This window comes from Domibacillus aminovorans (assembly GCF_001643235.1).
GTDB classification, from domain to species: Bacteria; Bacillota; Bacilli; order Bacillales; family Domibacillaceae; genus Domibacillus; species Domibacillus aminovorans.
Map to the genome: position 1 here is coordinate 282,296 of NZ_LQWY01000067.1, position 17,771 is coordinate 300,066.

Sequence of the window (17,771 nt, forward strand, 5' to 3'; positions counted from 1 at the left end):
ATGGCGTCAAAAAAGATTTTGCAAATTTGCGCTATTGATTTAAGTGTAGATGCGCTTTTAAAGCCGCTTATTCTAAGGTCTATGTACGAAGGGTATGAAGTTCATAATGCCTGCACAGACACAGGAAGATTTGAACGGCTACGTCAGGAAGGATTAACGATGATTGATATTAAAATCGATCGGGAAATTAGTCCTTTAAAAAATATAAAATCGATTATTCACTTATATAAATTAATGAAAAAAGAAAAATATGATATTGTGCACGTGCATACGCCCATAGCAGCATTGCTTGGGCGTATTGCGGCTAAACTTGCTGGTGTTGAGAATATTATTTATACAGCTCATGGATTTTATTTTCATGATGAAATGTCTGCCAAGCAATATACACTATTCTATAATATTGAGAAATATGCCGCACACTTTATGACAGATTGGTTGCTTTTACAGAGCAAGGAAGATTATGAGCTTGCCTTAAAAGATCGGTTTGTTTCAGAGGAACGTACGATTCATTTAAGTAATGGTGTTAACATCACAAATAAGTTCAATATGAAGTTGTATTCATCAAAAAGATTGGCTGATTTGCGTCAAATGTTGCAGATAGAAGAAAATGACTTCGTTTTTGCGTTTATTGGACGACTTGTTAAAGAAAAAGGTGTTTTTGAATTACTGGAGGCTTTTTCAAAATTAGCTGAAGAGCAAAAAAATGTGAAGTTACTTATGATTGGCGGCTTGCTGGAAAGTGAACGGGATCAAGACAGCTATCAAAAGCTGGAAAGCTATTTAGAAAACGATCAAATTCTTCCTTTAGGTTTTCGTAAAGATATTCCAGATCTTTTAGCGATAAGTGATACATTTATCCTTCCATCCTATCGAGAAGGATTGCCACGCTCTATTATTGAAGCGATGGCTATGAAGAAGCCGATTATTGCGACAAACATAAGAGGCTGCCGAGAAGAAGTATTTGATAACATTAATGGATATTTGATAGAGAAAGAAAAAGTTGAACCATTGTATGAAGCGATGAGAAAGCTAAGCATCGAACCTCAGTTAGCTACTAAAATGGGGATCGAGAGCAGACGATTAGCAGAAGAGCTTTTTGATGAAGAAAAAGTGCTAGAGAAACAACAACAATTATTTGCAAAATTGACTGGAATGAAGAGTGAGTTAAATGAAAAGGTTATTTGATTTTATATGTTCGCTAGTGGGTATTATACTTCTTTCACCAATTATTCTAGTTACTGCTGTGTTGATTCGATTAAAGTTAGGTTCACCAATTGTCTTTAAACAACAACGCCCTGGCTTACATGGCAAGCCTTTTTTTGTTTATAAATTCCGGACGATGACGGATGAGCGGGATGAAAATGGTGAATTGCTGGCGGATTCAGTTCGACTAACGCCATTTGGTCAGCTGCTCCGTAAATTGAGTTTGGATGAGCTGCCGCAGTTGTTTAATGTATTGAAAGGTGATATTAGTCTTGTTGGCCCACGACCACTTTTAATGGAATATTTGAATCTGTATACACCAGAGCAAGCCCGCCGTCATGAGGTTCGTCCTGGTATTACAGGATGGGCACAGGTAAATGGTCGTAATGCAATTTCATGGGAAGATAAATTTAAGCTGGATGTATGGTATGTCGATAACCGAACGTTCTGGCTAGACATTAAGATTTTGTTTATGACGGTGCAAAAAGTATTTAAGTCTGAAGGAATTAGTCAAGCAGGACATGTAACGATCGAGAAATTTGCCGGTTCGAAAGGCGCTGATAACGAGTGAAACCGATTGTCATAATTGGTGAAGGCGGCCATAGTAAAGTGGTGCAGGACATTATTGCGGCAGAGGGAGTTTATCGGGTGATTGCGGTTCTAGATGATAAATATGCTGAGGTATTTGAGAAGGACCATGTTTTAATTGGTCCTATTTCTTATGCAGAAAAGCTGAATGAAGAAACGGATGCTGTTTTTGTGATAGCGATTGGGAATAATCAAGTTCGCGAAAAGATTGCTAGAATGTTGTTTAAAGCAGGAGCTGTGTTTAAAGCAGTCGTTCATCCTTTTTCCTCAGTTAGTCCATCTGCACGTCTTGGTGCGGGTACTGTTGTGATGGCAGGAAGTGTGATTAATGCGGATGCAGTGATCGGGGAGCATGCGATTATTAATTCTGGTGCTGTCGTGGAGCATGATAATCAAATTGGTAATTTCGCACATGTTTCACCAGGTGCTGTATTGACCGGAAATGTTTGTGTTGGTACTGGCGCTCATATTGGTGCCGGTGCGACAGTAATTCCAGGAAAGACAGTTGGCGAGTGGTCGGTTGTTGGTGCTGGTACAGTAGTAATTAATGATATTGTAGATGATGTAACGGTTATTGGTGTGCCAGCGAAAATAATGAAAAAATAATACATGGAGGAGTGATTATATGTCTCAACAACCAAGAATTTATTTGTCCTCACCGCATATGAGTGGGAAAGAGCAGAGTTATATTAACGATGCGTTTGAAACGAACTGGATTGCGCCGCTTGGTCCGAATGTGGATGGATTTGAGCGTGAAATTGCGACGTATACGGGTGTGGCGGATGCGGCAGCGGTGAGCTCAGGAACAGCAGCAATTCATCTGGCACTTCGATTGTTAGATGTACAGGCCGGCGATACAGTATTTTGTTCGAGTTTGACATTTGTTGCGAGTGCAAATCCGATTGTTTATGAGGGTGCTGTGCCGGTTTTTATCGATTCAGAGCCTGAGACGTGGAATATGTCGCCGGACGCTTTAGAGCGAGCTTTACAAGATGCTGAAGTGTTACCGAAAGCAGTGATCGTGGTGAACTTGTATGGGCAGAGTGCGAAGATGGATGAGATTATGGCGATTTGTGATCGTTACGGTGTGCCGGTCATTGAAGATGCGGCGGAATCGCTTGGTGCAGAGTATAAAGGTAAGAAAAGCGGTTCGTTCGGAAAGTTTAATGTGTTTTCGTTTAACGGGAATAAAATTATTACGACGTCGGGCGGTGGAATGCTTGTGTCGAATGATGAGGAAGCGTTGCGTAAAGCTCGTTTCTTAGCGACACAGGCACGTGATCCAGCCCCGCATTATCAGCACAGTGAATTAGGTTATAATTACCGGATGAGCAATATATTAGCGGGTGTAGGTCGGGCGCAATTGGAAGTGCTAGATGAGCGTGTGAATGCGCGCCGTGCGGTGTTTGATCGGTATGTGAAGGCGTTTGGTAATGTGGAAGGGTTTGATTTTATGCCGGAGCTGGAAGGTTTCAAACATAACCGCTGGCTGACGACGCTGACGATTGATCGAGAGAAGGTCGGGTTTACACCTATGGAGCTGATTGATACATTGTCTGCTGAGAACATAGAGGCACGTCCTGTTTGGAAGCCATTGCACTTGCAGCCGCTGTTTGAAGGGGCGAAGTATTATACACATGCAGAAGGAAACAGTGTGTCGGATGAGTTGTTTGAGAATGGCGTTTGTTTGCCGTCGGGATCAAATATGACGGTGGAGCAGCAGCAACGTGTGATTCATTTTATTGGTGAGATGTTGAAGAAGAAATCATTGCAGGTTTAAAAAAACCTCAGCCGGTTGGACCGGCTGAGGTTTTTTTAGGTAGTTTTTCTTTAGTACAGTGATTTAAAAAAGTGCCTCGTAGTTAAGAGAGATCGTTGTTTATTTAAATCTGATATTTCACATTTCATAATCTAACAAGTTCAAATTAATGAATGAAAGTTTTCAACATGACGGTGTCCATTCAACCCGCTCACGTAGGTGTTGTTTCATCAAATGGAATGAGAATAATACCAAAGTTTTGATCAGCTCTCTGCTTGAAATACTTGTGTTACTGTGAAGGAACAAATTCTTCTTATTCAAGTACAGCTTTCTTGCAACATCGGGACTAGAAGCGGTTGTTTCACAGTACATAGATTAAACCTGACGAGCTAAATGATGATACCTTTAACCGTTTGTTGGATAAACTAACCGACATTGATATCTCGATCAACTCAGCATGGAGACTTCGTATGAACTCATGAAATAGAATGGTTATACTACATTTAAGCCAATACACAAATACAACCATTTACTCCGTTCAAAGAGTGTAAAGAGCAGGATGGGCCTTACTATTCGGCGAAATATTTTCTGTTAACGTATCTAATCATACATGGAGACTGAACGCTATCGGAAAAATGTCCTCGTTTTTTGCCTTGCTAGGCCCTTCTTTTCTTTTTGTTATCACTATAAAAAGGATAGCCTATTCTTTTACTAAATCAGTTAAGATTAGGAGGAGAAATATGTTTGAAAATCGAAACAGAATACTAATTGCTCTTATAAGTCTAATAATAACTGGGATGATTATCGGGAGTATGTTTATAAAATTACATAGAGACTCTGAACAATCCAAGAGTAAATTTACAAGCAGTAGTAGGAATATTGAATCATTTGAAGATATCATAAATGATAGTATTGATGATACTGATCGGATTCAAAAAACCATAGACTTTGTGAATAAAAAAGGTGGAGGTGTCGTTACTTTTCCAAAAGGTATTTATTTAATTGACGCGGAGATTTCATTAAAACTTAAAGATAACATTACTTTAAAATTTGAAAAGGGTGCTATATTAAAAGCACTACCTAATAACGCGGAAAGTTATGAAATAGTAAAGATTCATGATGTAGAGAATGTTTCTTTGCTAGGAGATATAACAATAATAGGAGAGAGAAAGGAACATATAGGTAAAACCGGAGAATGGGGATTTGGGATTAGTATTAGGGGAGCGGAAAATATCACGATTGAAAATCCATTTATAAAAGATTGTTGGGGAGATGGAATTTACATAGGTGCCACGACAAAGAAAAAGTATAGCAAGAGAGTCACAATTATTAATCCTCTCATTGAAAATAATCGAAGACAAGGGATTTCGGTAATATCTGCTGTAGATTTAACGATCATTAGTCCTAAGCTGTTAAATACAAATGGTACATCTCCTCAAGGAGGTATAGACTTTGAGCCAAATAGTGAAAATGACATGATGAGTAATATCAAACTTATAAATCCTGAAACAGAGGGGAACCTTGGTGGTGGAGTTATTATATCCTTAAAAAAACTCCAACAATCTGATAAATTTGCGGATATTGAGATTATCAATAGTCAAGGAATTCAAGACGGATTAGATATAAGAGATATGAAAAATATAAAAGGTACTGTTATTATAGATAACAAAGAAAGGTTATTACAATTAAACTAATCCTGTTATTTAGCTACATAAGCAATAAACGAAAAATCGAGTAATGAAAGTTGTCAATATCGACTTACTTTTTCTCATTTATGCCGAAATAAAATTCCCCATTTTCGTCGTTCAACTGGATGGTGCAACTAGGAAAACCTTGGTTCTTTCTTGTCTTTCATGCGGTATGAATCGCATTAAATGTTAAAGGTGACTGGATGATTGAAGAAGGCGCTCTAGAATCGCGGTAGCCAGCACATCGTCCCCGAAAACTAAGATACAATTTGTTAGAGGTCAAGACCAAGGCTCCTTGTAATCGCACTTTTCATCGAGCCAATCATGAATTTGTGTTCCCGTTAGATCAGATGCTTCTTAAGCCAGATAAGAATCGTTTCCCGATAGGGATCTAATTTCTTTTCACGCGTTTCTAGAGTAGCAATCCAATCCTTCATTTCCTCAGGTATCATTTTCAAATACTTTTTGACCGTATTTCTAGCCAAAGAAAATTTCATCGCTCTCTATAGACTACTTTTCAATATAAAGGAGAGCTTTTTTTGAGCAATGAGTGGTCAGTTAAATATATTTTTGGAAAACTACTTACTCTAGTTTATCGTTTACAAAGGGATCATCGTGATGCTGCTAGTATGTGTTTTCATGATTGCTGGAAGAGGTCTTTTGGTCGTTGATGAAGAGCCGAAAAAGTTAGATGTAACATTGCCTTAAGTGGGGATACAGGCCGTCTTGAGAAAGCCGCTGCTTTATATAAGGAAGGCTTATTCAGACTATGTCATGCTTTCGATTGCAAGTGAAGAGGGGCTACGTACACAGCAGGCTATTGTATTAGGAATATCGGATGCTGCATTGCTTCTTGAAGAGGAAGCAACGAGTACGTATACGAATGCTGTTTATACGAAAGAATTGATGGAAACACATGGTTTACGGTCGGCTATTGTTGTTTCCTCGGATTATCATATGCGACGAGTGAAGTTGATTTTTGACCGGGTGTATAAAGATAGCGGGATTGAGTTAACGTATGTGACATCACAGAGGAATGATCAAATGTGGTACAAGGATAGAGCGAATGTCTGGTACACTTTCACTGAATTTGTGAAGATCCCGGCGTATGCTTTGAGATTATATAAGTTCATTGATATTGAATAGGATTGGGTTAGGGATTTTACATAAGTTAAGAGAAGGTTTTTTTTAGAACGTTCAAATGTGTTTTTCGCTCGGCCGGGTGAAAAATACATTTGTGATGCTGCTATGATTATGATTCAAAATTAGACAAATAAATGTTTTTTGTAAAGAGGTTTGAGTGTGTAAGCTAACATATGTTCAACGAGTTCTCGATCTGCTTGATCATTAATTTCAAGCCAGAAGATGGTTGGATTTTTCTGTTCCATTGACTGAAAATACTGAATTCTTTTTGAACGAGTATTTTCGATGTTTAGTTTGTTGTAATGGCTTTTGATTCGTTTGAAGAGAGGTGCACCTTTCCCGATGTACAGGATTTCGTCGTTCGCGCTTTTGAATAGGTAGATGCCGGCTGTTGTGCCGAGTTGATTTTGAATGAAGTCAGGGGTGTTGGCCGTTTTCGTATAAGGCATGTTAATGGAATTCCAAGACGCTGGATCAAAAGCGTAGCCTTTTTCTTTTAAAAGTGCCTCAATTTTGTTGATCATGATTTGGTGGCCCCCTTTTTCACTATTTAAACAGTACTACATTATTCGACATATCATTCCGTTTTCCTCTTTGAAGCAGGACGATTTTAGTGGGAATTTGGTGCTTGTTAGTAATGGAGACGAAGTCCTTTTTCTGAAGGGGGAAGGTATGGTCCAAATTCCCTTGTTTTCCAAAATATTTCGTTTATAATGAAAAGAAAAAGGGGCGCTTCGATGAAAAAGAGCAGCATTTTCGTGTTCATAACGGTCGTCATTGCTTTCGGCTTGTTAATTTCAGGTTTTGTCTCGTATCAGAGCAAGTTGGACAAGATTGAACGTGAAGCGTGGGCCAGTCAAGACTTAAAACAGGCTCAACAGGAACAAGAAAGCGTTTTATTAGAGGAATTGGATCCTCGTACACATCCTAAGCAATCGGTATTGGATTTTTTACGTTATCAATCTTTAGTAAACGATGAAGTGACGATCTCATTGCTTGGAGGCGATAGTATAGCGGGTGTTGAAGAATCGTTATTACAAAACAAGCTGCAATCATTTGATCCAGTATTTAAAACGGTTACGGTTCACAATTATGGCTTTGAAAGATATTCCACTTCCGATTTAGTAAAAGCGGACAAGCATTTAATCGTCGTCAATGATCAGCCAGACTTGGTCCTATTTGAAACGTCGCTCATCGCTAATCAAAAAGAAGAAGTGTACTATGATCAAACGGACGCAGATATTCAAACGATTATGTCTGATATGACAAGCAAACTTCCGAATACTCGTTTTCTGATTATCTCACCGAATCCAACAGCGGATGACGATAGGGGCGAGAATAATCCGATGGGCTATACACGTCAAGGATATTTAGATCATACGAAGGCCTTTATAGCAGACTCTAAATGGGAATACTTCGATGTGAATGCGGGCATGAAAATGAAATTAGAGGAAGAACATCGAAGTGTAGCAGACATTTTGGCTGATGATATTCATTTGAATGAAGAAGGATACGCGATGTGGAGTGACGTTCTGTTTGATTATTTTGGGCGTGCTCATCCATAATAGGTAAGAATGACAAATAGCCCCGATGCTATTTGTCATTTTTTTTTATGCAAAAAAGAGTAACTATATTAAATAAAGGGTATAGAATTGAAAGCGTTTTCAAATAGTATCTAAACGGATTAAGAAAGGGTGATGGCTATGAATGAAACAAAACAAATGGAGATGTCTATCGATAAACCGTATGAAGAGAACGAGAGAAAAAATGGTTTAAAGGCAGTGACGTTTATTCAAAAAATGATCATTACATGGCACAAACATCATTATTTAAAGTATCAATACTTAGAAGAAGGGTGTATTAATAAAGAAGTTAGAAAGGAACTTGAAGGAAAGAAAGTCTATCATTATGAAAAATACGTTAAAATCTTATAGCCAAACAGCAAATAGCCCCGGCGTACCGGGGCTTTCAACCATTTAATCGTTTCGCTTTTCGAGCATTCGTGCTTCCACTTTTTTATAGACGATAAGTCCGTTCAGGAAATAGGCGTCTTCAAGATTACATTCTTGCTGGAATGGATCGTGAAAGTCGTATAGATGGGAAAGTGCCCGTCCATGTTTATAGAGCCATATTTCGCGCGAATTGAATGCGATGTCAATAATGAAGCGGTGAGTCCGTTTCTCCAAGTAATAACAAAAGCCGGTTTCGTTGAAAATGGCTTTCGGAATGTGATTTCGGATTCGCGCACCCAATGCGTATTTAGATTTTGAATAATGAACGTATTCGTCCGCATCTAGTATCCAGATCGGGTGTACGCCGGCCAGTACATATTGATCTTGGTGCTCGTACCATGTTTTAAGCGGCATTTTCTCTTCTAGATAGATGAAGACCGAGATGGTTCCATTCGGATGCAGGACGCGAAAATCGCGTCCTATTTGTAATTGTGCGTTCGGAAACTGTTTCTTGAGCCAGCTAAATAAAGCATGCTTGCTCATTCGGTGTCGCCGAATTGTTCTTGTAGTTGTTTAATAGCTGCCATTTGCCACTTTCGGACGGCGGCGGGTGTGACGTTTTCACGCCGTGCGATGTCTGGGTTTGTGAGTCCTTCGATAATGGATAAGTCAAACCAACGTTTTGCTCGCCCGCTTAAATGATCACCGTGCGCTTTTGTCATGGCAATCGTGTCAGGGGTCGGGGCAGGGTCAATACCTTCAAATAGAACGGGTTCGCCGGTCAGGACGGTTTCGTCACTGAAGGCTGCATCTTTCGTCAGGGCGTTCAGGATGCGCCCTTGAATGTACGAGTAAGCGTAAGGTGGAAAGGCACCTTTTGCGCTGTCGAACTTTGTGTGTGCTTCCCATAGGGCGATCAAGCCTATTTGATGATAGTCTTCTTTGTTTTTGTAAATGTGCAGTTTGTTCATGATGCGGTGGATCATCGGCGTGTACTGCGTTGCTAGTTGGTCAAATTGCATGATTACATTCCAATCTGACTAGCGCGCCAGGCGGTATATTACCCGGGTTACATTGAATATATAGGTTAATAGACTTGTGTGTAAATACCTTGTAATTATGGTTTAATTACCTAATTTAATAGGAAAAAAGTTTATTTGGATTATAATTGGAAGCGAAAGCGGAGGTTGGTATAATAGTAGAGGTCAGTTTGTATTTGGGTGTTTGGAAGCGGTTTCTTTTGGTGTAGAGAAGGTTTTATAGATGATTGTTAATGTATTGTAAAATTTATGGATGGACGACAGTTAGCGAGATTAGTAGCAAAAAATAGTGCTGATAGCGATATTGTGAAGTCGGGTAGATTTTTTTACGCGTTTGGAATAAACTATGACATAAGCTCTCTTGTATAGTATAAAAGGATGGATTTACTGAATAAGGGCATATTTTTGAAAGCGTTTTCATATATTATCTAAAATGCTATGAAAGGGTGATGGCAATGAATGATACGAAACAAATGGTGATGTCTATTAATCAACCGTATGAAGAGGGAGAAAATGATTTAAAGACAGTAACGTTTATTCAAAAATGTAGCATTGCATGGCACAAATATCACTATCTCAAGTATCAATATTTAGAAGAAGGTTGTATTAATAAAAAAATTAAAAAAGAACTTGAAGAAAAGAAGATCCATCATTATAAAAAATACACGGACATTTCATAGCGAAACGATCGATAAACCTCCTGGCGTGCCAGGGGGTTTTAATCGATCCATTTTCTCGTGCGCTTAAGTAATTACGATGTTTTTTTGTTGATTTTTATGCTAGTTTAATAAAAACGTTGTTGGCGGCGTATTCGGTATGGAAGTCGTACAGGAAGTCATTATTGAAGGTCATAATGCAATGTCAGATCAAGCTGAAGCCATTATTACGGAAGGTTTAGCAAAAGTGGAAGCAGCAGCAAAAAGTTTATCAGCCGTAACGGCTTAATGATTATTAAATAATAGCCCTCTTTCAGGTCTGTTCGAAATGCAGTAAAATCTGAATGTTAGATTTTACTGCATTTTTGTATTAATCTGTTTTAAAATTAAAATGATGATCGGTATGCTTAGGTGATAAATGATAATAAAGTTGTTTAAAAATTGATGAACAAATGGCGATAGAGTCAGTTATTCTCTTTGATAATCTTTCGGTAAAGAAAATCCCCTTCCTACAATATCCGAAGCGTTTAAAAAGATAACGAAAGAATCGGTGTCATGCCTCTGTATTAACTCTTTTAGATAAACAGCTTCTGATTGTTCGACCACGCTAAACAGCAATGCTTTTCTTTGATTCGAAAATCCTCCTTCCGACCACACTCTGGTAAAACCTCTATTGATCTCGTTCCGGATCAGATTTGTTACTTGTTGCTCATTTTCCGTAATAATTAATACAAGCTTAGAAGAGGAAGAACGAAGTTGTACTACATCTATGACTTTACTTCCGATAAAAATTGAAATCATTGCATAAAGAGCGAGCTCTAAGTCAAAGGCAATCATCGCAAAAATCACAACACAGCCATCAATCATTAGCTGTGCAAAACCACTTGATAATCCTGTGTATTTTTTAATGAGCTGACCGATAATAGTCGTACCGCCGGTGGAACCGTTCCCTCGAAAGACCAAGCCAAGACCTGTACCCAAGAGTATTCCCCCGTATATCGAGGAAAGCATAGGATCTTTTACTGCAAAAGGTAAGTAAGAGGTTATCCAAACAAATAAAGGAAGTGACGTAGTTCCCACAAACGTTTTAACACCAAAATCTTTTCCTAAAAGGAAATATCCAAGAAAAAAGATAGGAATATTAATACTCCATTGAACCAAAGCAGGCGTCCATCCATACAGACTATAAAGAATCGTGCTTATTCCGGAGACCCCTCCTGCTGCTAAAAGAGCTGGTAATAAAAAGAGATTAAACGACAGTCCGACAAAAAAAGTGCCAAGTACAATTAAACTATAAGATCGTAATTCTTTTTTTGTGTTCATATATATGTCCTTTCTATGTAATACAACAAAAAATGGTATACTTTCATATTTTCTTTTAATGACAAATACTAACGCTAAATATACAGTATCGTCAATTAATTTTTAAACATTTTTTAAATTTATTGAATTAAAATATTTAGTTCGTCATTCGAAAATTGAACGACATAATGATTTTTAAACAACTTTACTGTAACTAGACATTAGTAGTTTCTTCATATCCTTTTCTGCAAATTATTCCATTCTAACCGACCATGCCGTTGTGAAACTTCCTTCAATGAATTGTAAAATTTTTCTATTATAACAGGAAATAGGTAAATTAGAGTGGTGTATGTAGGTCATATTCATTCCTTTTTTTAGAAAATTAAGAAATGTTGTTTCATTTTCGGTACTTATGTCGTATTATAGAAGATATAATACAAATTGTACGAACGGGCAAAATCATTGAAAAGTGATGACGCAAAACTAGAGGGGCTAAGGTCTTAAAGACTATGTCAGCCAGTTACCGAATACGGGACCTCCGTACGGTTTAGTAAAGAGGGGGAGTAAAAAGTGATTATAGCAAACGCAAGAGGAAATGAGTCGAAAAGAGTCAGTTTTATTCAAAAACTGCTTGTTAAATGGCATAAAGATCAATATGTAAAGTATCGCTATCTAGAAGCAGGCTGTATGAATGAAGAAGTCAAAACGGGCCTAAGAACGAGAAAAATGTATCATTACAAAAAATCTAAGAACATGTTATAAAGTGCTTCTTCAGGAAGTGCTTTTTTTTATTGTCATTGAAAAAGTGGAGATCGTCCAAATAAAGCAAAGAACGCTGGCTGCGCGCCGGCGTTCTTTTACGTTTCTTCTTTATGGTGAAACGGGCATTTTCCTTTGATCGGTTCGATGTCGTCGCCGATGAAAAATTGCTTCCACTCGTTATGGTCTGGGTCGCCGAAGTGGCTAATGTCCGGATGCTTTGGGAGTTGATCCCATTTCTCAACGCGTTCCCGTACTTTTTCACGGGACATGATGCCGCCTTTTTCTGTTCCCTTCAGCCCTTCGAAAATTTTGCGGGGCTGAAATCCGAGTACCATGGAATTGCCGAGATGCCGGGTTTTTCGCTGCTTATAGGCCGGTGCATTGCCGAAGACGAAGATCGGTTCGCCGTTAAAATGAAAGTCCCACAAAAAATGTTCAGGGTTTTTCGGGCTTTCTGTTGGCCACTCTTTGTCATCTTGTTCATGCACGTATTGGAGGATGTCCCAAAATTGCGTTCTGTATTGTTCGAGTGATCCTTCGCGTTCAAAAGGTTCGACGAAAACGAAGAGGCCGTGCCTGATAAAAGGGGGTTTTTGAAAAAGGGCTAGAAAGTTCTCCAGTGCATGAGGCAAATTAGACCAGTCTTTTTGTGTAATGTACGCATAGCGCAGTTCTCCTTTACGTTCCCCATTCATGCCGAAATAACAGGGGAATGTCGGATCGGTCACAGTTTGATGAAACGTCTCATATTCTTGCTTAAGCCAATCAGGCAAATCTTCACGAGTGTTCATCTCTTCTTTCGTCAATAAAGCCATCTTTGTTTTCAGCAATCCATTCTCGCCTCCAGTACATTCCAATCATATCATAACTACATGCAGTACATTACCCATTCGGAAGTGGATTGAAACCGAATTATCCGTATAAAACAAAATAAGTGTGGGCATATTGAGGATAAAAGAAAAGGGCGAACTATTATGAAGAAAGATGAATACATTAATATGGATGAATATCATGAGGATGGCCATTTCTTTATAGGATTAACGTGGGCAACAGTGTTAAGCGTTCCATTGTGGATTTCATTTTTTGGATGGATCAAATTAGTGGGCCACTTTTTGTAAGAGAGTAGCGGGGAGAAATGTTACTTTTTTAATTAGGAGGTACGATGAATGCCACTCTATCATATGAAAGAAATTTGGACGCCATTAAAATGGATGGGGATTAAAATCTATAAGTCTTACGGTGAAGGTGAAGGATATTATATGAAATTTCGTGATCAACATAGAAAGAAAATTGGGTTTTAGATAAAGAAGAAAGAGGATACGAACAATATAATCTTTACGAGAACGGGCAGGCAGCTGCTCGTTTTTTTGTGCTCAAATGATGAAAAAGGGGGAACGGCATTGTCGTATATGCCGTTCGTTTATTCAACCGGTGTAAAATTGGACGTTTGAGCGCGGAAGGGCAAAGTAGATGTAGGTATAGTTTTTAAAATGAAACAGTGATTTGCGTTTTTTCTTCTGGAAGTAAACACGGTATGCGTTGCCAAGGTCTTCGAAGCCGACGTAGTGGAATTGTTGATCTACGCTGAACTCACGGGCAGCTGCTTCAACATCTGTTTCATTATGAACGTCAAAATCAGGTCGGCTGTAGTCGATGACAGACGGGTGTTCATTAATGGATTCAAGAAAAAACAGCATATCTTCATCTCCTTTTTCAAATAAATCTCATTATAGAATATAGAGTGTTACACTATCGTTACACTCGGATTTTAAAGTAAAGAAAAAGGCCATTCCTTGACTGGTGAGCAAAGGAATAGCCTTGTAATCATTATTGGAGCGGTCCGTGGGTGATGGTGGTCAGGGCTTCGTTGATTTCAAATAGTTTTGCATGTACGTTTGTGATGCCGAAGCCGTTTAGGCGTTTTGTATGCATAGTTAAGTAGTTTTCGGCATCCGTTTTTGTTTCGAACATGTAGATGCCGCCTGCTTCATTCGTTTCTCTGTTTTCTGTCCATATTTTCCACATGAATCCTTTTTCGTCATTAATGCTTTTCGCCAGATCGGAAAAAGCAGCAGCCATTTCGTCTCCGAACGGTCCTTCATGTTTAAAGTCAACCTGTAGTACGTAAGCCATTTGTCATTACCCCTTTATTGTTTTTTTAATATACGTTTCCCCGAGAATTTCGTTAAGCTCATATGAATCAGCTGAAAGTTCTTTTTGAATAAATGATGGAATATCTGTTTGATCGATATCGTACAGGACTTCTATTTCTTTTGAAAATAATAGGCCTTCTTTTTCGAGAAGTGATGAAAGGGCAGGGATTGACCGCGTTTGAAGCGGCTCTGCTGCTGAAAGAGCTTGCTTAAGGCCTTGTACGTAATAGTCAAGCGGTCGTGCACCGACGATTTTGATGCCTTTGTTTTCTTCGTTGACTAGGATGATGGTCGGGAATCCGCGGACGCCGAGTTGCCTTACGAGCGCAAAGTCTTGCTGTAATAGTTGTTCGCCGGCTTCACTGTTCGCTTCTTTAACGATTGTTTCTCCGTCAAGCTTCATTTGATTCAAGATGTCGATTAAGACCGGTTCATCCGCGATGTTTTGATTGAAAGCAAATACGGCTTCTCTCGCCCGGCGTAAAAAGGTGTTCGCAAGCTGAGGGTCTTTTTGCTGGACGATTTTGAATACCCGTGAAGGCGGGTACGATGAATGGACAGGATTTTCAAGCCATACGGAACCGTCAATCGGCATGCGCGAATGTTCACCGACTTCTCTCCAGTGCGCGGCGACATCTGCAGGACCGGAAATGCCGTTTGCGACGTCAGCGAAGCCTTCCCACGTTTCGAGCAGTCCGCCCATCACGGTTTGGACATTGAAATACTGTCCGTATTGTTTTTCAAATCGGCGTAAAACGGGTTCGAGTGCCCAGCAGTGGGAGCAAATCGGGTCTGTTATATAATAAAGAGTCACTTTTTTTTCGGGTTGGTTTAGATCGATCATTTCCATCGCCACATCGCTAGCATCGCCACATATGCCTGTTTCTACATCACAAATCATCTTATTTTTCGTCATATTCAGTTCCTCTTTTCTTTCTCTTTATTTGTATTGAAGTGCCCATTGTTGAACGGGTTTGAGCGCAGCTGTCAATGCCTGGCCTTTTTCGGTTAATTCATATGAAATGGTTACAGGGGTACCAATTGTCACTTTTTTTTCGATCAATCCGTATTCGGCGAGCTCAGATAGTTTTAAAGACAGGGCTCTAGGCGTAATATCTGTCAGGTCTCTTTTGATTTCGGAAAAATGGGCTGTTCCATTGGGACAAAGAGACAAATAATGAATGATGAGCCCATTCCACTTTTTCCCTAGTATTTCAAATGAATATTGTAAGTATGGACAAATTTCCACGGATGACACCTCGCTTATAAATAAAGTATATATCATATAAAAAATATATCAAGTATAAAAAGTATATTAATTTATTGGAAAGGAATAGAAGGTCTTTTGCCATAAAACACATACAGGAAAATCGATTTAGCCATGATATGTTATGATAATAATAGAATTTTTTGTCAAATTGGAGGGTTTCGTTTGATAGAGTTGCGTGAGGCAAGAAAGGTGTATCGATCAGGAAGCGGGAAAGATGAGATTTTACGCGGCATTGATTTGCTTGTCGAGAAAGGTGAGTATGTGGCGATTATGGGGAAGTCCGGTTCTGGGAAAAGTACGCTGCTGAATTTACTTGGTGCGCTTGATGTGTTAGATGCGGGTGAGTATGAATTAGCGGGGAAGTCTGTGCATGAAATGAGGCAGGGACGTCGTGCTGCGCTTCGCAATGAAGAAATTGGCTTCGTGTTTCAGCATTTTCAGCTTATCCCGAATTTGTCTGTCTATCAAAATGTGCTGCTACCGCTCGTGTATGGCAAGAAGCGGCTCGGGAAAAAGAGATCACGTGTGCTCAGTCTTCTTGATGAAGTAGGTTTGCTAGATAAGAAGAATCAAAAGCCGGCCCGCTTATCAGGCGGCGAGAAGCAGCGTGTCGCGATTGCACGAGCACTTGTGAATGAACCGGGCTTAATTCTGGCCGATGAACCGACGGGAAGTTTAGATGAAGAGACGACGGAAAGTGTGTTGAATTTGTTTGATCGTGTACATAAGCAAGGAACGACGATTATGATGATTACGCATGATCATGATGTGGCAAAGCGGGCCGATCGTATTTTGCGTTTGCAAAATGGGGTGCTCATATGAAGTTGATCACGGCGTTTAAACTTGCGTGCTTCGGATTATGGTCGAATCGCTTTCGAGTGCTGTCGGCGATGATGGGTGTTGTGATTGGCATGTTTGCGGTCATTGTACTTACATCGATTGCCATTGGTGTGAAAGATACGCTGCTGAAGCAGATGGGCAGTCTCGGCGCGGAGCAAATTCTCGTCATGCCAGGCCGTGTGCTTGATACAGCCGGTGGACAGAAAGATTTTTTAAGTGGGCTGACGAGTGTGCCAAGTACGTTAACGTATGAAGATGCAGAAGCGGTTGCACAGGTGCCGAATGTGAAATCGGTGACACCGCAGCTTGAAACGGTGACCGTTGCGAAGTATGGGGAGAAAAGCGTGCAATCCGTTCTCGTTGGCAGTACGGATCAATATAGCCGCGTTCAGCATGCGGATCTGTCGGAAGGACGCTTTTTTACGAAGGAAGAGCAGGATCAAAAAGCAAAGGTTGTCGTTCTTGGAAGCAATATTCATGAGGCACTGCTCGGTTTGAATACAGAGCCGGCTGAAGGCGGCGTCACGGAACCGACTGAAACGAAACCGGAGTCTTGGTGGAAGCGCGTGTTGAATTCATTGCAGGCAGGCGTTGTTTCGGCTGAAGAAGTTTCGTTAGTCGGGAAGACGTTGACAATCAATGAGAATGAATTCAAGGTGATTGGTGTACTGGCGCCAAATGCGGCGCTCGGGTCGAGTACGGATAATAATATTGTCATGCCGATTGAGACGGCGCTTCAAACGACAGATATGAAAAATTTGAATAAGATGGTCGTGGAGGCGTCAAGCATCGATGTCATTGATGAAGTGGATGGCGCCGTCTTTTCAACGATTAAAGCGAACCATCAGGAAATCGATTTTAGTGTCGTGAAGCAGGATCAAATGTTGGGCGCGCTCGATAATGTGACGTCGATTTTGCAGGTGATGCTTTTCGGAATTACGGTGACGGCGCTGTTAATTAGCGGAACGGGCATTATGAATGTGATGGTCATGTCGGTACGGGAGCGGACGCGTGAAATCGGGATTCGCAAGGCGCTCGGCGCGACGACATTTGAAGTGATGGGGCAGTTTTTCTTTGAGACGTTGTTGCTTTGTTTTATCGGCGGCGCGGTTGGGATTGGTCTCGGGTACGGGTTTATTGAACTGTGGAATAGTCAAGTGGATATATTCGCGCTCGTGCTGCCCATTTGGGCAGTGAAGCTGGCATTGTACTCGTCGCTTGTGATTGGCGGATTGTTCGGCATTTATCCGGCGTTGAAAGCAGCGCGGATGAATCCGAGTAAAGCATTACGGTTTGAGTAATGAGATCGCTAAAATGCCGTATTCAGATGAATGGACAATTTTGGATTTGTGCGTTATTCTTTTTAAACGAAGACGAAGCCCGCCGTATGTTTAGCGGGCTGTTTCGGTTAGAGG

23 protein-coding genes, 1 pseudogene and 1 riboswitch are annotated in these 17,771 nt (G+C 40.1%); of the genes and pseudogenes, 15 read left to right on the plus strand and 9 right to left on the minus strand.

The features are described 5' to 3' along the window. The 6 genes from AWH49_RS17195 (at window position 1) to AWH49_RS17220 (ending at window position 6,384) form a co-directional block, all read left to right on the plus strand. On the plus strand, window positions 1-1,185 hold the full coding sequence (locus AWH49_RS17195) for a glycosyltransferase family 4 protein (protein WP_063966692.1): 1,185 nt from the start codon (window positions 1-3) through the stop codon (window positions 1,183-1,185). Continuing rightward, a complete protein-coding gene (locus tag AWH49_RS17200; protein ID WP_063966693.1) occupies window positions 1,169-1,774 on the plus strand; it encodes a sugar transferase in 606 nt (201 codons plus the stop codon). The genes AWH49_RS17195 and AWH49_RS17200 overlap by 17 nt, the downstream gene beginning before the upstream one ends. Then, window positions 1,771-2,397 carry an acetyltransferase gene (locus AWH49_RS17205; RefSeq protein WP_063966694.1) on the plus strand — a complete coding sequence of 209 codons (627 nt, stop codon included), beginning with the start codon at window positions 1,771-1,773 and terminating at the stop codon, window positions 2,395-2,397. Before AWH49_RS17200 ends, AWH49_RS17205 begins: the two co-directional genes overlap by 4 nt. A 19-nt stretch (window positions 2,398-2,416) precedes the next feature. Continuing rightward, window positions 2,417-3,571, plus strand: coding sequence for a DegT/DnrJ/EryC1/StrS family aminotransferase (locus AWH49_RS17210; RefSeq protein ID WP_063966695.1), 1,155 nt, complete (start codon window positions 2,417-2,419; stop codon window positions 3,569-3,571). Between the two features lie 719 nt (window positions 3,572-4,290). After that, window positions 4,291-5,244: a right-handed parallel beta-helix repeat-containing protein gene (locus AWH49_RS17215; protein ID WP_063966696.1), complete on the plus strand. Its 954-nt coding sequence runs from the start codon at window positions 4,291-4,293 to the stop codon at window positions 5,242-5,244. Window positions 5,245-5,964: 720 nt separating this feature from the next. Beyond that, window positions 5,965-6,384, plus strand: coding sequence for a YdcF family protein (locus AWH49_RS17220; protein ID WP_082862927.1), 420 nt, complete (start codon window positions 5,965-5,967; stop codon window positions 6,382-6,384). Window positions 6,385-6,503: 119 nt separating this feature from the next. Here AWH49_RS17220 and AWH49_RS17225 read toward each other — a convergent pair whose 3' ends face one another. Continuing rightward, window positions 6,504-6,905, minus strand: a complete 402-nt coding sequence (locus AWH49_RS17225) for a GIY-YIG nuclease family protein (RefSeq protein WP_063966697.1) — start codon at window positions 6,903-6,905, stop codon at window positions 6,504-6,506. A gap of 213 nt (window positions 6,906-7,118) precedes the next feature. Here AWH49_RS17225 and AWH49_RS17230 point away from each other — a divergent pair, with 213 nt between their 5' ends. Both AWH49_RS17230 and AWH49_RS17235 read left to right on the plus strand, forming a co-directional pair. Then, window positions 7,119-7,946: an SGNH/GDSL hydrolase family protein gene (locus tag AWH49_RS17230; protein ID WP_063966698.1), complete on the plus strand. Its 828-nt coding sequence runs from the start codon at window positions 7,119-7,121 to the stop codon at window positions 7,944-7,946. 138 nt (window positions 7,947-8,084) lie between these two features. Beyond that, window positions 8,085-8,315: a hypothetical protein gene (locus AWH49_RS17235; RefSeq protein ID WP_063966699.1), complete on the plus strand. Its 231-nt coding sequence runs from the start codon at window positions 8,085-8,087 to the stop codon at window positions 8,313-8,315. 42 nt (window positions 8,316-8,357) lie between these two features. On the opposite strand, the gene AWH49_RS17240 is transcribed toward AWH49_RS17235, so the two are convergent. Further along, window positions 8,358-8,876, minus strand: a complete 519-nt coding sequence (locus AWH49_RS17240) for a hypothetical protein (RefSeq protein ID WP_063966700.1) — start codon at window positions 8,874-8,876, stop codon at window positions 8,358-8,360. After that, entirely contained in the window at window positions 8,873-9,355 is a 483-nt protein-coding gene (locus AWH49_RS17245; protein ID WP_063966701.1) for a sigma-70 family RNA polymerase sigma factor, read from the minus strand. The genes AWH49_RS17240 and AWH49_RS17245 overlap by 4 nt, the downstream gene beginning before the upstream one ends. A 473-nt stretch (window positions 9,356-9,828) precedes the next feature. Between AWH49_RS17245 and AWH49_RS17250 the strand changes: the two genes are divergently transcribed. Next, on the plus strand, window positions 9,829-10,053 hold the full coding sequence (locus tag AWH49_RS17250) for a hypothetical protein (RefSeq protein WP_063966702.1): 225 nt from the start codon (window positions 9,829-9,831) through the stop codon (window positions 10,051-10,053). Between the two features lie 109 nt (window positions 10,054-10,162). Next, window positions 10,163-10,318, plus strand: a pseudogene (locus AWH49_RS19625) (FMN-dependent NADH-azoreductase); the annotation flags it as partial. Between the two features lie 179 nt (window positions 10,319-10,497). Here AWH49_RS19625 and AWH49_RS17255 read toward each other — a convergent pair. Continuing rightward, on the minus strand, window positions 10,498-11,352 hold the full coding sequence (locus AWH49_RS17255; RefSeq protein WP_063966703.1) for a YitT family protein: 855 nt from the start codon (window positions 11,350-11,352) through the stop codon (window positions 10,498-10,500). 421 nt (window positions 11,353-11,773) lie between these two features. Next, a riboswitch (cyclic di-GMP riboswitch) is annotated at window positions 11,774-11,859 on the plus strand. A 42-nt stretch (window positions 11,860-11,901) separates the two neighbouring features. On the opposite strand from AWH49_RS17255, the gene AWH49_RS17260 reads away from it, so the two are divergent. Then, the gene (locus AWH49_RS17260; RefSeq protein ID WP_063966704.1) at window positions 11,902-12,093 is read left to right on the plus strand and encodes a hypothetical protein; all 192 of its coding nucleotides are present in this window, start codon (window positions 11,902-11,904) and stop codon (window positions 12,091-12,093) included. 95 nt (window positions 12,094-12,188) lie between these two features. On the opposite strand, the gene AWH49_RS17265 is transcribed toward AWH49_RS17260, so the two are convergent. Next, window positions 12,189-12,908 (minus strand): YqcI/YcgG family protein, encoded by a 720-nt coding sequence (locus tag AWH49_RS17265; RefSeq protein ID WP_034286960.1) that lies wholly within the window; start codon window positions 12,906-12,908, stop codon window positions 12,189-12,191. A gap of 159 nt (window positions 12,909-13,067) precedes the next feature. On the opposite strand from AWH49_RS17265, the gene AWH49_RS20465 reads away from it, so the two are divergent. Together AWH49_RS20465 and AWH49_RS21065 are read left to right on the plus strand one after the other, a co-directional pair. Continuing rightward, window positions 13,068-13,211, plus strand: coding sequence for a hypothetical protein (locus tag AWH49_RS20465; protein WP_169816011.1), 144 nt, complete (start codon window positions 13,068-13,070; stop codon window positions 13,209-13,211). A 48-nt stretch (window positions 13,212-13,259) separates the two neighbouring features. Next, window positions 13,260-13,394 (plus strand): hypothetical protein, encoded by a 135-nt coding sequence (locus AWH49_RS21065; protein ID WP_280512842.1) that lies wholly within the window; start codon window positions 13,260-13,262, stop codon window positions 13,392-13,394. A gap of 123 nt (window positions 13,395-13,517) precedes the next feature. Here AWH49_RS21065 and AWH49_RS17270 read toward each other — a convergent pair whose 3' ends face one another. The 4 genes from AWH49_RS17270 to AWH49_RS17285 form a co-directional block, all read right to left on the minus strand. Beyond that, the gene (locus AWH49_RS17270; protein ID WP_018394751.1) at window positions 13,518-13,790 is read right to left on the minus strand and encodes a hypothetical protein; all 273 of its coding nucleotides are present in this window, start codon (window positions 13,788-13,790) and stop codon (window positions 13,518-13,520) included. A 130-nt stretch (window positions 13,791-13,920) separates the two neighbouring features. Beyond that, a complete protein-coding gene (locus AWH49_RS17275; protein WP_063966705.1) occupies window positions 13,921-14,226 on the minus strand; it encodes a monooxygenase in 306 nt (101 codons plus the stop codon). Between the two features lie 6 nt (window positions 14,227-14,232). Continuing rightward, window positions 14,233-15,162, minus strand: a complete 930-nt coding sequence (locus tag AWH49_RS17280) for a DsbA family protein (protein WP_063966706.1) — start codon at window positions 15,160-15,162, stop codon at window positions 14,233-14,235. Window positions 15,163-15,186: 24 nt separating this feature from the next. Beyond that, complete coding sequence (locus tag AWH49_RS17285; RefSeq protein ID WP_063966707.1) at window positions 15,187-15,495, minus strand: winged helix-turn-helix transcriptional regulator; 309 nt, start codon at window positions 15,493-15,495, stop codon at window positions 15,187-15,189. A 183-nt stretch (window positions 15,496-15,678) separates the two neighbouring features. On the opposite strand from AWH49_RS17285, the gene AWH49_RS17290 reads away from it, so the two are divergent. Together AWH49_RS17290 and AWH49_RS17295 are read left to right on the plus strand one after the other, a co-directional pair. Further along, window positions 15,679-16,338, plus strand: a complete 660-nt coding sequence (locus AWH49_RS17290) for an ABC transporter ATP-binding protein (RefSeq protein ID WP_063966708.1) — start codon at window positions 15,679-15,681, stop codon at window positions 16,336-16,338. Continuing rightward, the gene (locus AWH49_RS17295; protein ID WP_018394746.1) at window positions 16,335-17,657 is read left to right on the plus strand and encodes an ABC transporter permease; all 1,323 of its coding nucleotides are present in this window, start codon (window positions 16,335-16,337) and stop codon (window positions 17,655-17,657) included. Before AWH49_RS17290 ends, AWH49_RS17295 begins: the two co-directional genes overlap by 4 nt. The last annotated feature ends 114 nt before the right edge of the window (window positions 17,658-17,771 follow it).